Here is a 14,818-nt window from a genome sequence, read left to right on the forward strand (position 1 = left end):
CCTCATCCAAAGAATCCGCGACCTGATGCAACGACTGCGCCAAAGCAAAAAACCGCTCAGGATACAGCCCCGGAAGCTCCTCACCATAAAACCACTTGAAGAACTCCGCCAGATCATCCGAATCCTGAAAAACCGGCACCGCCTCAACACCCCCACGCACACGGAGAAGGGGCCACGCCACCCGGAAGCAGCACAGGTCCACCCCGCCCGAAATCAGGTCCCACGCCCGGCGCGCGGCATCCAGGGCCGCTCATCAACCGAACAATGCCCCGTGCAACCGCGAATTTCATATTAGACCCACATGATCATGTGGCGAAAGCGAGCCCGGCCCACACAAGCCGGTACGCCGGCAGCATCGTCGATCCCTTCACGGATCGTGATCTCGCCGACCGTTGCGGCGGTGGGTGATAGCGGAGCGTCGGCAACCGATGTTTTCGCAAATCGCTCAGCCGCTCGGGGTCGACAATGTGAGAGTTGCCGCTACTCGACGGCCTCGGTCACCGCTGGTCCTCCCGGCGGGTGGCGATGTCGGACAGCCGGGCGAGCGTCTCCCGGTTGCGCAGGTGCAGCACCAGGTCGTTGAGCTTGGTACGCACCCAGCGCAGCGGGCCGGCGGCGAAGTCCTCGCCGATCCGCACCCGGGTCGCGTTCGGGTTCCCGTCCACCGGGTCGAGCGTGAACGTCACGATCGCCTCACCAGCTGGCCAGAGCCCGGCCCGCAGCACCAACCGGTGCGGCGGCTCGCAGAGCAGCACCGTCGAGGCGTCCTGCAGCGAGAGGGGCCACGGTCCGGCCCGGTGGTGCAGTTGGCTGCCGACCTTCGGCCACTCGTCGTCCACGTCCCGCACGTGCGCCGTGCCGACCACCCAGTCGCTGTACGTCCACCCGTCGGCGAGCACATCGAAGACCTGCTGCGGGGGAGCGTCGATCACTTTCTCCACAATCGCCACTGCCTCCCCGTACCCGCGACCTGACCGCGGCTAACGGCGGCGTCGGGTTAGCTTCTCCGGGGCGACGGGTAAGGCCTGCGCGGGCGGCCGTGCGGGCCGCGGTGCGCGCGGTCGCGTCTGCCGCGTCGGGGATGACGTTTACTCCTCGGGGCGTCGGGAACCCGCCGGCCGTGCGACAGGACCAGGTGAAGCCGGATCAGCGCAGGTCAGCCGGGGTTTTTGCCGGTGCTGACCGGGCCGGGTCCGGGCCCGTCCTGTTCGACGCGGTGCTGCTGGACCGCGACGGCACGCTGGTGGAGGACGTGCCGTACAACGGCGATCCGGAGAAGGTACGGCCGGTCGCGGGCGCGCGGGCGGCGTTGGACCGGTTGCGGGCGGCCGGGTTGCGGCTGGGGGTGGTGTCGAACCAGTCGGGCCTGGCCCGTGGTCACTTCTCGGTGCGGCAGATGCGGGCGGTGCACGCCCGGATCGAGGAGCTGTTGGGGCCGTTCGACACGTGGCGGGTGTGCCCGCATGACGACGCCGCCGGGTGCGGCTGCCGGAAACCGGCCCCGGGTCTGGTGCACGCCGCGGCGGCGGATCTGGGGACGGTGGCGTCGCGGTGCGTGCTGGTGGGGGACATCGGCCGGGACATGGGCGCGGCGCTGGCGGCGGGCGCGGCGGGCCTGCTGGTGCCGACGCCGGTGACGCGGCCGGAGGAGGTGGCCGCCGCGCCGGCGGTGGCGGCGGACCTGCCGGGCGCGGCGGCGGAGATCCTTCGTCGGCAGGCCGCGATCGTCCCGGTCTCCGCGCCGTGGCCGAAGCCGGCGGCCGGGCCCGCCCGGCGGGGCCGGCGCGGTGGGACGGTCCTGGTGGTGCGGTCGGATTCGGCCGGGGACGTGCTGGTGACCGGGCCGGCGATCCGCGCGGTGGCGCACTCGGCGGACCGGGTGGTGCTGCTGTGCGGTCCGCGCGGGCGGGCGGCGGCGGAGCTGCTGCCGGGAGTCGACGAGGTCGTCGCGCATCCGCTGCCGTGGATCGACCCGGACCCCGGCCCGGTGGACGCCGACGAGATGCGCGCGTTGACGGCGCGGCTGGCCGCGGTGGGCGCGGACGAGGCGGTGGTGTTCACCTCGTTCCACCAGTCGCCGCTGCCGCTGGCGTTGCTGCTGCGGATGGCCGGGGTGCCGCGGATCGCGGCGATCAGCGACGACTATCCGGGCAGCCTGTTGGACGTACGGCACCGGGTGCCGCCCGGCGTGCCCGAGCCGGAGCGCGCGCTGTCCCTGGCCGCCGCGGCCGGGCACGGCCTGGCGCCCGGCGACCAGCCCACCCTCCGCGTGGCGGCCGTGGGGGTGGATCCGTCCCGGGTGCGGCTCGGCGCGTCGGGTTACGTCGTGCTGCACCCCGGCTCGGCGGCGTCGAGCCGGGCGATCCCGGCCGGTCTGGCCGTCGGGATCGCCCGGGCGCTGGGCGAGGCCGGGCACCGCGTCGTGGTGACCGGCGGGCCGGACGAGCGGGACCTGACCGCCGCGGTGGCCGCCGCGGCCGACGGCGTGGACCTGGGGGGCCGCACCGGACTGGCCGAACTGGCCGGGGTGGTCGCGGGGGCGGGGGCGGTGGTGGTCGGCAATACCGGGCCGGCGCACCTGGCCGCCGCGTACGGGGTGCCGGTGGTGAGCCTCTTCGCCCCGACCGTCCCGTTCGGACAGTGGGGCCCCTACCGGGTGCCCACCGTACGCCTCGGCGACGCGACCGCTCCGTGCCGGGACACCCGAGCCGCCACCTGCCTGGTCCCCGGGCACCCCTGCCTCGCCGGCATCGACCCGGGGGAGGTGGTGGCCGCCCTGCGGTCGCTCGGCGTACCGGCCGCGACGGTCCCCGGCGCGCCCATCCCGACGAGGCTCGCCGCGCCCACCGCGACGGTCCACGGGACCACCGCCACGGCCGGCGCGGTGGCCGTGCCCGCGACCGGCGGGAGCGGCCGATGAACCTCCTGCTGTGGCACGTGCACGGCTCGTGGACCACCGCCTTCGTGCACGGCCGGCACCGCTACCTGATCCCGGTCACCCCCGACCGTGGTCCCTACGGCCTCGGCCGCGCCCGCACCTACCCGTGGCCGGACAGCGCCGTCGAGGTCACCCCCGAGGAGTTGGCCCGCACCCAGGTCGACGCGGTCATCCTGCAACGTCCCGAGGAGATCGGCCTCGTCGAGGAGTGGCTCGGCCGCCGGCCCGGCCGGGACCTGCCCGCGGTCTACGTCGAACACAACACCCCCAAGGACGGCGACGTCCCCAACAGCCGCCACCCCATGGCCGACCGGGACGACCTGCTCGTCGCCCACGTCACCGGCTTCAACCAGCTGATCTGGGACACCGGCGCCACCCGCACCACCGTCATCGACCACGGCATCGTCGCCCCCGCCGTCGAGTACACCGGCGAGCTCGACCGCCTCGCCGTCGTCATCAACGAGCCCGTCCGCCGCTGGCGGGTCACCGGCACCGACCTGCTGCCCCGGTTCGCCGAGATCGCCCCCCTCGACGTCTACGGCATGCGGGTCGACGGCCTCGCCGACGCCCTCGGGCTGCCACCGGAGCGCGTCACCAGCCACGACGACATTCCGCAGGCCGCGATGCACGCCGAGCTGGCCCGGCGGCGGGCGTACCTGCACCTGTGCCGCTGGACCTCCCTCGGTCTCAGCCTCATCGAGGCCATGTCCATCGGCATGCCCGTGATCGCCCTCGCCACCACCGAGGCGGCGATGGCCGTCCCGCCGGACGCCGGCGCCATCGCCACCCGCGTCGACACGCTGGTCGACGCCGCCCGACGGTTCATGGACGACCCCGAACTCGCGCGTCGGGCCGGTGCGGTGGGGCGCACCGCCGCCCGCGACCGGTACGGCCTCGACCGTTTCCTCACCGACTGGGACCGGCTGCTGGAGGAGGAAGTATGCGCATCGCGATGATCTCGGAGCACGCCAGCCCGCTCGCCATCCTCGGCGGTGAGGACGCCGGCGGCCAGAACACCCACGTCGCGGAGCTGTCCGCCGCGCTCGCCGCCGCCGGACACGACGTACGCGTCTACACCCGACGCGACGCGGTGGACCTGCCCGTGACGGTCCGCGCCCCGGACGGGTACGACGTCGTGCACGTGCCGGCCGGCCCGGCGGAGCCGGTGGCGAAGGACGCGCTGCTGCCGCACATGAAGGAGTTCAGCAACTGGCTGGTGGACCGCTGGCGGGGCGGCGACTGGGTGCCCGAGGTGATCCACGCGCACTTCTGGATGAGCGGCCTCGCCGCCCTCGCCGCCAGCCGCCAGACCGGGGTGCCGGTGGTGCAGACGTACCACGCGCTCGGCACCGTGAAGCGGCGCTACCAGGGCGTGCAGGACACCAGCCCGGCGCGGCGCATCGCGTACGAGCGGGAGCTGGGCCGCTCGGTCGACCGGGTGGTCGCCCAGTGCCAGGACGAGGTGGGCGAGCTGGTCCGGATGGGCGTGCCCCGCACCCGGATGACCGTCATCCCCTCCGGCGTCAACCTCGGCACCTTCGCCCCGCTCGGCCCGGCCGAGGAGCGGGAGCCCGGCCGGGCCCGGATCCTGACCGTCGGCCGCCTGGTGGAACGCAAGGGCTTCCAGACGGTGATCCGGGCGATGGCCCTGGTCCCCGACGCCGAGTGTGTCATCGTCGGCGGACCACCGGCGGGGCTGCTGGAGACCGACCCGTACGCGCGGCGGCTGCGGGCGCTCGCCGGCACCTGCGGCATCGCCGACCGGGTGCGTCTGGTCGGCGCGGTGCCCCGGGAGGAGATGGGCCGCTGGTACCGGTCGGCGGACGTCCTGGTCGCCGCTCCCTGGTACGAGCCGTTCGGGCTGACCCCGCTGGAGGCGATGGCGTGCGGTGTGCCGGTGATCGGCACGGCGGTCGGCGGCCTCAAGGACACCGTGATCGAGGGCGTCACCGGCGACCTCGTCCCGGCCCGCGACCCACGCGCCCTCGGCGGCGCGATCCAGGCGCTGCTCGACGACCGGATCCGGCGTTTCGCGTACGCCACCGCGGCGCAGGAGCGGGCGCGGCTGCGCTACTCGTGGGCGGCGACCGCCGAGCGGCTCGCCGAGGTCTACGGCGAGGTGGCCGCCGTGCGGCGGCCCACCCGGGTGGTGGCGTGATGGCGGAGGGCTCGCTGCTCGACATCCACCTGGCGAACCTGGCGGCGGCTCTGCTGCCCTACCGCGACTGCGAGCGGATGCTCGCCCGGTGGGGCGGGACCCTGGCCCACCGGCTGGCCGGCGGCGGGCGGCTGCTGGTCGCGGGTAACGGGGGCAGCGCCGCCGAGGCCCAGCACCTCACCGCCGAACTCGTCGGCAAGCTCCGGGACGACCGGCAGCCCCTGTCCGCCATCGCCCTGCACGCGGAGACCTCCGCGATGACCGCGATCGGCAACGACTACGGCTACGACGAGGTCTTCGCCCGCCAGGTCCGGGCCCACGGCCGCGACGGCGACATCCTCCTGCTGCTGTCCACCAGCGGCACCAGTCCCAACCTGCTCACCGCCGCCCGGGCCGCCCGTGAGAGCGGCCTGACCTGCTGGGCGTTCACGGGGCCCGCACCCAACCCGCTCGCCGACGCCTGCGACGAGGCGTTGGCCATCGCCTCGCCGGACAGCCAGGTGGTGCAGGAACTCCACCTGGTCTCCAGCCACGTGCTCTGCGAGTACGTGGACCAGGCGCTGCCCGCCGCGCTGGCCGGGTCGGTCGGCGTGGCCGGGCCCCCGGTCGAGACGGTCGGGCGCACCGGCGGTGTGCGCGCCGGTGTGGAGGTGGTGCTGGACGGCGGGGCCGGGCCGGCGGCGAAGGCGCGAGGATGAGGAGGGGAAGCATGACGGGACCCGTGGTGGTGGTCGGTGACACCCTGCTCGACCGCGACGTGGAGGGGGCGGTCAACCGGCTCTGCCCGGATTCTCCGGTGCCGGTGCTCGACGAGACCGGGTACGTCGACCGGCCCGGCGGCGCCGGACTGGCCGCGGTCTTCGCCGCGGCCCAGGGCGCCGAGGTGGTGCTGGTGACCGCGCTCGCCGACGACGCCGGCGGGGCCCGGCTGAGCGCGCTGCTCACCGCGTCGGGCGTCCAGGTGTACGCGTTGCCGCTGGCCGGGGCCACGCCCGAGAAGATCCGGCTGCGGGCGCGCGGCCGGGTGCTGCTGCGCCACGACCGGGGCGGCCCCGCGGGTGAACCCGGCGAGCCCAGCGAGGCGGTGCTGCGGGCCATCGCCAACGCGTCCGCCGTGCTGGTCAGCGACTACGGCCGGGGGGTCGCCCGGAAGCCGGCGCTGCGCGCCGCGCTGGCCGCGACCCGGGCGCCCGTGGTGTGGGATCCGCACCCGCGCGGGCCGGCCGTGGTGCCCGGGGTGCAGTTGGCCACCCCGAACGAGGCGGAGGCCCGCGAGTTGGTGCCCGCGCTGCCCGGGGCGACCCGGCTGGCCACCGCCTCGCGGGGCGCGCAGGGGCTGCGCCGGCGGTGGCAGGCCGGCGCGGTGGCGGTGACCCTCGGCGCCGACGGCGCGCTGCTCTGCCACGCGGGGTCGACCCCGCTGGTGGTGCCCGCCCCGACCAGCGCCGAGGGCGACACCTGCGGCGCGGGAGACCGGTTCGCCGCGACCGCCAGCCTCGCCCTCGCCCGGGGCGCGCTGGTCTCCGAGGCGGTGCAGGAGGCGGTGGCCGAGGCGTCCGCGTACGTCGCCGCCGGGGGAGTGGCGACGGCGCTGCCGCCCCCGGAGCGGCCGGTGGTCAGCACGGTGGTCGGGTCGGCCGGCGAACGGGTCGGGGTGGCCGCGGTGGCCGCGGTGCTCGCGGAGGTCCGCGCGGCCGGTGGCACGGTGGTCGCCACCGGCGGGTGTTTCGACCTGCTGCACGCCGGTCACGTGGCGACGTTGCAGGCGGCCCGCAAGCTCGGTGACTGCCTCGTCGTCTGCCTGAACTCGGACGCGAGCGTGGCCGGGCTGAAGGGGCCCGGGCGACCGGTCGTGCCGCAGGGCGACCGCGGTCGGCTGTTGGCGGCGCTGAGCTGCGTGGACGCCGTGATGATCTTCGACGAGCCGACCCCGGACGCGGCGCTGGCCTGGCTGCGTCCGGACATCTGGGTGAAGGGCGGCGACTACGCAGGCGGCGGCGACGCGCCGGATCTGCCGGAGGCGGAGGTCCTCGGCCGGTGGGGCGGGAACACGGTGGTGGTGCCCTACCTGGACGGCCGCTCCACCACCGACATGATCGCCGCCGCCCGGGCAGGCGGCCAACCCGCCGGCACGCTGGAGCCGACGACGGAGCGGGCCCGGTGACCGGGGTCCCGCCCGGCGCCGGGCCGACGGTGCTGGTGACCGGTGGCTCCAGCGGCCTGGGCGCGGCGGTGGTCACCGCGGTGGCCCGTTCCGGCGGCCGACCACTGGTGATCGACCGGCAGCCGCCCGGCGACGGGGTGCCCTGGGTGGAGTGCGACCTGGCCGACACGCGCGCCGCCGAGGCCGCTACCCGGCAGCTCGCCGAACGCTCAGGCGGCCTGGACGCGGTGGTCACCGCCGCCGGCATGGACGTGCCGGGCCGGCTGGGCGACGTCCCGGCCGAGACCTGGGAGCGGATCGTCGCGGTGGACCTGCTCGCCACGGCCGCCGTCATCCGGGCGGCCCTGCCCTACCTGGAGAGCTCCCGGGGCACCATCGTCACGGTCGCCTCGACACTGGGCGTCAAGGCGGTCAGCGACGCGACCGCGTACTGCGCCGCGAAGTTCGGGGTGGTCGGTTTCACCCGGGCGCTCGCCGCCGAGCTGGCCGGGCAGGTGGGGGTCACGCTGCTGATCCCCGGCGGCATGCGCACCGCGTTCTTCGACGAGCGCGACGCGCAGTACCGGCCCGGCCCGGACGCGGTCCTCAACGACCCGGCCGACACCGCCGCGGCGGTCATGTTCGCCCTCGCCCAGCCGCCCGGCTGCGCGGTGCGGGAGATGGTGGTCTGCGCGGCGCAGGAGTCCTCCTACCCGTGATCCTCGTGCTGCGCGCCCTGGGCGTCGGCGACCTGGCCACCGCCGTGCCGGCGCTGCGTGGCCTGCGCGCCGCCTACCCGGACCGGCCGCTCGCGCTGGCCGCTCCGGCGTGGTTGGCGCCGCTGGTGGGGCTGGTGGGCGGGGTCGACCGGCTGCTCGACACGCCGGGACTGGGCCCGGCGCGCTGGCCCGGCCCGGCCCCCGAGATCGCGGTCAACCTGCACGGGAGCGGGCCCGGGTCGCACCGGATGCTCGCCGCCGCCCGACCCGACCGGATCCTCGCGTACGCCAACCCCGAGGCGGGCTTCACCGACGGACCGGACTGGGACGAGGACGCGCACGAGGTGCGGCGCTGGTGTCGGCTGCTCGCCTGGTACGGCGTCCCGGCCGACCCGGCCGACCTCGCGCTGCGCCGTCCACCGCCGGCCGGGGTGCCGCGCGGGGCGACCGTGCTCCATCCCGGCTCCAAGATCGCCGCGAAGCGGTGGCCGGCCGAGCGGTTCGCCGCCCTCGCCCACCGGCTCGACCGGCAGGGGCACCGGGTGGTGGTCACCGGGTCGACCGACGAGCGCGGGCTCGCGCACCGGGTTGCTGCGGCCGCCGGGTTGCCGCCCGACGCTGTCCTCGCCGGCCGCACCGACGTGGGCGACCTGGCCGCGCTGATCGCGTACGCCCGGATGGTGGTGAGCGGTGACACCGGGGCGGCCCACCTGGCGACCGCGTACGGGACCCCCTCGGTGGTGCTGTTCGGGCCGGTGTCGCCGGCGCGCTGGGGGCCGCCGCCCGACCGGCCCCGGCACCGGGCGCTGTGGGCGGGTCAACGGGATTGGCCCAGGTGGGACGGGGTAGGAACGCACCCGACGTTGGCGGCGCTGGGAGTCGACGAGGTGTGCGCCGCCGTGGCCGAGGTGGAACGGGTGGGGCGGGTCTCCGGTGCGGTTGCGGCGTAGTGATCCGGGCAGGCCGGGATACGGCCGGCGCCGGCGTGGCAGGGGTTGGCTCTTCGTCGGCCCGGACGGCGCCGCGGTCGGCGATCCCGCGGTGCTGGAGCGGCTGCGCGCCCTGGTGATCCCACCCGCCTGGCGCGACGTCTGGATCTGCCCGTACCCGAACGGGCACATCCAGGCCATCGGGATCGACGCGGCCGGCCGCAAGCAGTACCTCTACCACCCGGCGTGGCGGGAGAAGCGGGATGAGGCGAAGTTCGACCACGTCCTGGAGGTGGCCCGGCGGCTGCCGACGCTGCGCGAGCGGGTCGGACGGGACCTCGACGGGCGCGGCCTGAACCGGGACCGCGTGCTCGCCACCGTGGCCCGGCTGCTCGACATGGGGATGTTCCGCGTGGGCAGCGACCAGTACGCGAACGGCGAGGACCCGACCTTCGGCGTGTCGACGCTGCGCCCGGAGCACGCCCGGTCACGGCGTGGCTGTGTGGTCTTCGAGTTCCCCGCCAAGGGCGGCATCGAGCAGGTGCGCCGGATCGAGGACCCCGAGCTGTGCCGGGTGCTGACCAACCTGCGCCGACGTCGGCGGCGGGCGGACCGGCTCTTCGGCTACTGGGACGGTCAGACCTGGCGGGACGTCCGCGCCGACGAGGTCAACGACTACCTGCGCGACGCCAGCGGCGGGGAGATGACCGCCAAGGACTTCCGCACCTGGCACGCGACCGTGCTGGCGGCCACCGAGCTGGCCACGGTGGGGCTGGGTCGCTCGGCGACCGCGCGCAAGAGGGCGGTCGCCGCGGTCATGCGGGAGGTGGCCGAACTGCTCGGCAACACGCCGACCGTGGCCCGGACGTCCTACGTGGACCCCCGGGTGGTCGACCTGTACCACGACGGCGTCCTCGTGCAGGTGGACCCGTCCGCGCCCCGCGAGGAGGCCGAGCGGGTGGTCCTGGCGCTGCTCGAAGACGCCTGACCGACGACGTGCCGGCGGCGGGTCGCGGGGTCGCGGTCACGGTCGGTGCGGTCAGGCGGCGGTGCGGTCAGGCGTCGGCGCGGCGGTCCACGAGCGCCTCGACGCCGTCCAGCAGCCGCTCCAGGCCGAAGACGAACTCGTCGTCGGGGCCGTCGTCGCGGTCCAGCACCCCGGCGTCGAGCACCGCGTGCAGCGCCGGGAAGCGGGCCGGGTCCGCCAGCCGCGCGACCAGCCGCCCGTACTCCGGCATGATCTCCTCGGGGCCACGGCCGGACGCCGCGCTCGCGTCCTGGATCTGCACGGTGAGCAGCACCTCGTTGCGGACGTAGCCGGTGAGCAGCAGCATCACCGACATCTTCTCCGGCTCGGTCAGCCCGGTGCCGGCCAGGCAGCGCAGCCCGTCCTCCAGCCAGCCGAGCGCGTGGGGCGTGAGCGGCGGGCCGCTGATCGGGACCCGGACCACCCAGGGGTGTCGGTGCAGCGCGGTGCGTTCGGCCCAGGCCCACCGGGCCAGTCCCGCCCGCCAGTGCGGCCCGGTCCCGCCCGGGCCGGGCGGCTCGCCGTACGCCGCGTCCACCATCAGCGTGAGCAGATCGTCCTTGGCGCCGACGTACCGGTAGAGGGCCATGGTCGCGGCCCCCAACTCCTTGGCGACCCGGCTCATCGAGACGGCGGCCAGCCCGTCGGCGTCGGCGACGGCGACCGCGGCGGCCACGATCCCGGCCAGGGTCAGCCCGGGGCGAGGTCCTCTGGGCGCGCGCTCGCGCACTCCCCAGGCGGCTTCGATGACCGGCGGCAGCGCGGCGGCGGTCTGGTCTGGTCTCGGCTCCACGATTCCTCCTTGCCGGCTCATCCTAGTTCTGCGTATGGTCTACGCAGATAAGCGTATGCCATACGCAAAAGGAGTGCTCATGACCTCGACGCCCCGCGCCGGACGCCGCGAGTGGATCGGCTTCAGCGTGCTGATGCTGCCCCTGCTCCTGGTCTCCATGGACGTCTCCGTGCTCTACTTCGCCGTCCCGTTCATCAGCGCCGAGCTGCGCCCCACCGGCACCCAGCAGCTCTGGATCTTCGACATCTACGGCTTCGTGCTCGCCGGACTGCTCATCACGATGGGCGCGCTCGGCGACCGGATCGGTCGGCGGAAGCTGCTGCTCTGCGGGGCGGTCGCCTTCGGCGTGGCCTCGGTCCTCGCCGCGTACGCCGACAGCGCCGCCACCCTGATCGCGGCCCGGGCGCTGCTCGGTGTGGGCGGCGCCACCCTCATGCCCAGCACGCTGGCGCTGGTGCGCAACATGTTCCACGACGAGAAGCAGCGCGGCACCGCCATCGCCATCTGGACCGCCGCCCTCACCGGCGGCATCGCGATCGGCCCGGTGCTCAGCGGGATCCTGCTCGAACACTTCTGGTGGGGCTCGGTCTTCCTGATCAACCTGCCGGCGATGGCGCTGCTGCTCCTGCTCGCGCCGGTGCTGGTCCCCGAGTTCCGCGACGCGGCCGCCGGCCGGTTCGACGTGCTCAGCGCCCTGCTCTCGCTCGCCGCGCTGCTCCCCGTCATCTACGGTGTCAAGGAGCTGGCCCGGGCGGGCTGGGCGACCGGACCGGCGCTGGCCATCGCCGCCGGGCTGCTGGTCGCCGTGGTCTTCGTCCGTCGGCAGCGCCGGCTCGCGTACCCGATGGTCGACCTCGCGCTGGTACGGCGCCGGGCGGTCGGCGGGGCGATCGGGGTGAACCTGGTCGCGATGTTCGCCATGGTGGGCTTCGCCATCTTCACCACCCAGCACCTCCAGTCCGTGCTGGGGTTCAGCCCGCTGCGGGCGGCACTGTGGAGCCTGCTGCCGTCCGTCGTGGTCGGCGGGGTCGCACCCGCCGCGGCCGCCCTGGCCCGACGGATCGACCGGGCGTTCCTGATCGGCGCGGGCTTCGTCATCGCGGCCGCCGGCTTCGCGGTGCTCACCCGCGTGCCGGCCGACGACGGGCTGATGCCCCTGCTGCTCGGCGCCAGCATCTACGCCGCCGGACTGGTGGTGGTGATGTCACTGGTCACCGAGCTGGTGCTCGGCGCGGCACCGCCGGAGCGGGCCGGGGTCGCGTCGGCGCTGACCGAGTCGAGCAGCGAACTCGGCGGTGCCCTCGGCATGGCCGTCCTCGGCAGCCTCGGCAGCGCCGTCTACCGGCGCGAGGTGGCCGACGGGCTGCCCGGCGGGCTGCCCTCCGACGCGGTGGACTCGGTCCGCGAGACCCTGGGCGGCGCGCTCGCGGTCGCCGACGGGCTGCCCGCCGAGGCCGCGGCCGCCGTGCGGCACGCCGCCGCGGTCGCGTTCACCGACGGCCTGCACCTGGCGGCCGGCGCCGCCGGGGTCCTGATGCTGGTGGCCGCGGTCGCCGCCGTGACCACCCTCCGCGGCGTCCGCGTCCCCGTCGACGCACCCCAGCCCGCGGACACCCCCACCACGCCCCACAAGCTTCCCGCCCCAACCCCCCACTGACGGCCCCGCTCGCAGCCCCGCCGCTCGCGGCCCGCCGTTAGCAGCCTCGCCGTTAGCCACCTCGCGCGATCTTGCAGTTCCTGCCCCGGCAAAGAGGGCATCTGCCGCGATTCGCGGGCCGAAACTGCAAGATCGCGGGGGCGCTGGCGGGCGGGGTGGGGTGGGGCGGCGGGTCAGTCGTTGAGGACCTGGGCCAGGCGGTCGCGGAAGCGGCGCTCGGAGGGGCTGACCTGGTCGCCGCCGAGGCCCAGCAGGCCGCCCGTGGACGCCGCGCCCACCACCTGCTCGGCGATCTCCACGAGCCAGTGCTTGTACGCCCCGGCCTCGCCCTCGTCGACGCGGGCGGCCAGCAGCGCGGCGGCCTCACCGGCTCGCGCGAGCACGTCGTCGATCATCGCCTGCGGGTCGGCGGGGGAGATGGCCGGCAACTCCTCGCCGGCCTCCGGGTCGCCGACCCGGGTGACGACCTCGCCGGCCACCGCGGCCACCAGTGGGCTGGCCGACTCACGACCGGCGGCGATGGTCTCCAGGCCGGCCGCGTTCTCGGCCATGGTGCGGCGCGTGCTGTCGGACTCGGCCGCGCTCGCCGCGGTCAGGACCGACTGCGGCAGCCCGACCAGCAGACCCCATTCACCGTCGGAGAAGCCGAACCCGGTGTACGCCGGCTGTTCGATCACGGCAACGCCCCTTCCGCCTGTCTGTTCCTTGCTCGTCGTCGGCGCGCGCGGGCAGGACCGCGGCGCCCGCTCAGGCTAGTCCAGCGTCAGCAGGCCCTGTTCGGACACCACGCGCACGGACAGCGTCTTGTACCCCACCTCGTCGAACAGAACCGTCATCCGGTCGTCCTCGTAGCTGAGCACCAGTCCGGGGCCCCACTCCGGGTGCTGGACCTGGCTGTGCACGGGGAACGGCCCGACTGCACCGTTGTCCGCCACGCTCGTGCCGGCGTGGCAGTTGTCGCAGTGCCCGCACACCGACGTCATCTGCTCGCCGAAGTAGGCGAGCAGGGTCTGTCCACGGCAGGCGGTGGTCTCGGCGAAGGCGCGCATCATGTCCGTACGGGACCGCGTCACCGCCTGCTGGCGTTCCGCCTCGGCCAGCGCCGCCGCGGCGGCCTCGGCCGGCGCGGGGGAGTAGCGGGGCGAACCGATCCGCGCCTTCGCCCGCGGTTCGGCGGCACCGACCTGCTCCAGTAGCGACAGGTACTGGCCGAGCTTGCGGGGACCGAGCCCGGTCAGCTCGCGCAGCTCCTTCTTCGTGCTGGGCTTGCGTCGCAGCAGCGCGGCCAGGTCCCGCAGCTCCTCGGCGCGGGGCAGCCCGCCGGTGAAGAAGCGTTGCAGGCCCACGTCCTCGGCCTGCCACAGGAGCAGGACGCGGGCCGGGGCGCCGTCGCGGCCGGCGCGCCCGATCTCCTGGAAGTAGCTGTCCGGCGAGTCGGGCAGCGCCATGTGCACCACCCAGGCGATGTTCGGCTTGTCGATGCCCATCCCGAACGCCGAGGTCGCCACCATGATCGGCACCCGGTCGGCGAGGAACGCCTCGTGCAGCTCGGCGCGCGCCCCGGCCGGCATGCCACCGTGGTAGTACTGCGCGGGGAAACCGGCGTCGGTGAGCCGGGCGGTCAACTCCTCGGCGCTGCGCCGGGTGGGCACGTAGATGATGCCGGGTCGCTCGTCGTCGCGCAGCAACGCGACCAGCCGTCGCCAGCGGTAGTCCTCGGTCGGGCAGTGCGCGACCTCGAGGAACAGGTTGGGTCGGTCCAGTCCGGACACCACGATCTCGGGGTCGCGCAGCCGCAGCCGGGCGACGATGTCGTCGCGCACCGGCGGGGACGCGGTGGCGGTCAGCGCCACCACGGGTGGCCGACCGATCCCCTCGATCAGGTGGCCCAGGGCCAGGTAGTCCGGGCGGAAGTCGTGCCCCCAGGCCGAGATGCAGTGCGCCTCGTCGATCGCGACCAGGGCCGGCTTCAGTGACCGGACCTCGGCCATCCGGTCGGGGTTGGCGAGCTGCTCCGGCGTGATGAAGAGGAACTCCGCCCGCCCGGCCCGGATCTCCTCGATCGCCTCCACCTGCTGCGCGGCGCTCTCGTTCGAGCTGATCCGCACCGCCCGCAGCTCCGGCCGCTGGCGCTCGTTGAGCGCGGCGATCTGGTCCTGCTGAAGGGCGAGCAGCGGGGAGATCACCACGGTCGGGCCGGGGATCAGGCTGGCCGGGATCTGGTAGATCGCCGACTTGCCGGCGCCGGTGGGCAGCACCACCAGGGCGTCGCGTCGCTTCATGACCGACCGCATGGCGGCCAGTTGGTTGGGCCGCAGCGTGGTCCAGCCGAAGAGGCTCCGCGCCGCGCGGCGCAACGTCGTCGAGTGCGTGGACAGCTTCATCGAGGCCCGGAGGTACCCACCCCACCATCCACCAAAACCGCCCCACGCCCGCCGGCCGCCCCACCGCCGC

13 protein-coding genes are annotated in these 14,818 nt (G+C 75.0%); 9 read left to right on the forward strand and 4 right to left on the reverse strand.

Annotated features, from left to right (window positions below; genetic code table 11):
• Positions 1-497: 497 nt before the first annotated feature.
• Positions 498-932, reverse strand: coding sequence for an SRPBCC family protein (locus ACIBTV_RS19010; protein ID WP_396706530.1), 435 nt, complete (start codon positions 930-932; stop codon positions 498-500).
• A 149-nt stretch (positions 933-1,081) separates the two neighbouring features.
• On the opposite strand from ACIBTV_RS19010, the gene ACIBTV_RS19015 reads away from it, so the two are divergent.
• Genes ACIBTV_RS19015 through ACIBTV_RS19050 form a run of 8 tightly spaced genes read left to right on the forward strand, consistent with a single transcriptional unit; the run spans position 1,082 to position 9,875 of the window.
• Positions 1,082-2,920 carry an HAD-IIIA family hydrolase gene (locus ACIBTV_RS19015; protein ID WP_396706531.1) on the forward strand — a complete coding sequence of 613 codons (1,839 nt, stop codon included), beginning with the start codon at positions 1,082-1,084 and terminating at the stop codon, positions 2,918-2,920.
• The gene (locus ACIBTV_RS19020) at positions 2,917-3,894 is read left to right on the forward strand and encodes a glycosyltransferase (protein ID WP_396706533.1); all 978 of its coding nucleotides are present in this window, start codon (positions 2,917-2,919) and stop codon (positions 3,892-3,894) included. Before ACIBTV_RS19015 ends, ACIBTV_RS19020 begins: the two co-directional genes overlap by 4 nt.
• Positions 3,879-5,096 carry a glycosyltransferase gene (locus tag ACIBTV_RS19025; protein ID WP_396706535.1) on the forward strand — a complete coding sequence of 406 codons (1,218 nt, stop codon included), beginning with the start codon at positions 3,879-3,881 and terminating at the stop codon, positions 5,094-5,096. The genes ACIBTV_RS19020 and ACIBTV_RS19025 overlap by 16 nt, the downstream gene beginning before the upstream one ends.
• On the forward strand, positions 5,093-5,794 hold the full coding sequence (locus ACIBTV_RS19030) for an SIS domain-containing protein (RefSeq protein WP_396706537.1): 702 nt from the start codon (positions 5,093-5,095) through the stop codon (positions 5,792-5,794). Before ACIBTV_RS19025 ends, ACIBTV_RS19030 begins: the two co-directional genes overlap by 4 nt.
• 11 nt (positions 5,795-5,805) lie before the next feature.
• Positions 5,806-7,260 carry a PfkB family carbohydrate kinase gene (locus ACIBTV_RS19035; protein ID WP_396706539.1) on the forward strand — a complete coding sequence of 485 codons (1,455 nt, stop codon included), beginning with the start codon at positions 5,806-5,808 and terminating at the stop codon, positions 7,258-7,260.
• Positions 7,257-7,958 (forward strand): SDR family oxidoreductase, encoded by a 702-nt coding sequence (locus tag ACIBTV_RS19040; RefSeq protein ID WP_396706541.1) that lies wholly within the window; start codon positions 7,257-7,259, stop codon positions 7,956-7,958. Before ACIBTV_RS19035 ends, ACIBTV_RS19040 begins: the two co-directional genes overlap by 4 nt.
• Positions 7,955-8,908 (forward strand): glycosyltransferase family 9 protein, encoded by a 954-nt coding sequence (locus ACIBTV_RS19045; protein ID WP_396706543.1) that lies wholly within the window; start codon positions 7,955-7,957, stop codon positions 8,906-8,908. The genes ACIBTV_RS19040 and ACIBTV_RS19045 overlap by 4 nt, the downstream gene beginning before the upstream one ends.
• On the forward strand, positions 8,892-9,875 hold the full coding sequence (locus ACIBTV_RS19050; protein WP_396706545.1) for a DNA topoisomerase IB: 984 nt from the start codon (positions 8,892-8,894) through the stop codon (positions 9,873-9,875). The genes ACIBTV_RS19045 and ACIBTV_RS19050 overlap by 17 nt, the downstream gene beginning before the upstream one ends.
• 67 nt (positions 9,876-9,942) lie before the next feature.
• Here the strand turns inward: ACIBTV_RS19050 and ACIBTV_RS19055 are convergent, their stop codons facing one another.
• Positions 9,943-10,707, reverse strand: coding sequence for a TetR/AcrR family transcriptional regulator (locus tag ACIBTV_RS19055; protein WP_396706547.1), 765 nt, complete (start codon positions 10,705-10,707; stop codon positions 9,943-9,945).
• Between the two features lie 79 nt (positions 10,708-10,786).
• On the opposite strand from ACIBTV_RS19055, the gene ACIBTV_RS19060 reads away from it, so the two are divergent.
• Positions 10,787-12,364 carry an MFS transporter gene (locus ACIBTV_RS19060; RefSeq protein WP_396706549.1) on the forward strand — a complete coding sequence of 526 codons (1,578 nt, stop codon included), beginning with the start codon at positions 10,787-10,789 and terminating at the stop codon, positions 12,362-12,364.
• 173 nt (positions 12,365-12,537) lie between these two features.
• On the opposite strand, the gene ACIBTV_RS19065 is transcribed toward ACIBTV_RS19060, so the two are convergent.
• Together ACIBTV_RS19065 and ACIBTV_RS19070 are read right to left on the reverse strand one after the other, a co-directional pair.
• Complete coding sequence (locus tag ACIBTV_RS19065; RefSeq protein WP_396706551.1) at positions 12,538-13,041, reverse strand: hypothetical protein; 504 nt, start codon at positions 13,039-13,041, stop codon at positions 12,538-12,540.
• A gap of 75 nt (positions 13,042-13,116) precedes the next feature.
• Complete coding sequence (locus ACIBTV_RS19070; protein WP_396706553.1) at positions 13,117-14,748, reverse strand: RecQ family ATP-dependent DNA helicase; 1,632 nt, start codon at positions 14,746-14,748, stop codon at positions 13,117-13,119.
• Positions 14,749-14,818: the final 70 nt, after the last annotated feature.

The sequence above is a fragment of the Micromonospora sp. NPDC049366 genome, from assembly GCF_044466625.1.
Lineage (GTDB): Bacteria > Actinomycetota > Actinomycetes > Mycobacteriales > Micromonosporaceae > Micromonospora.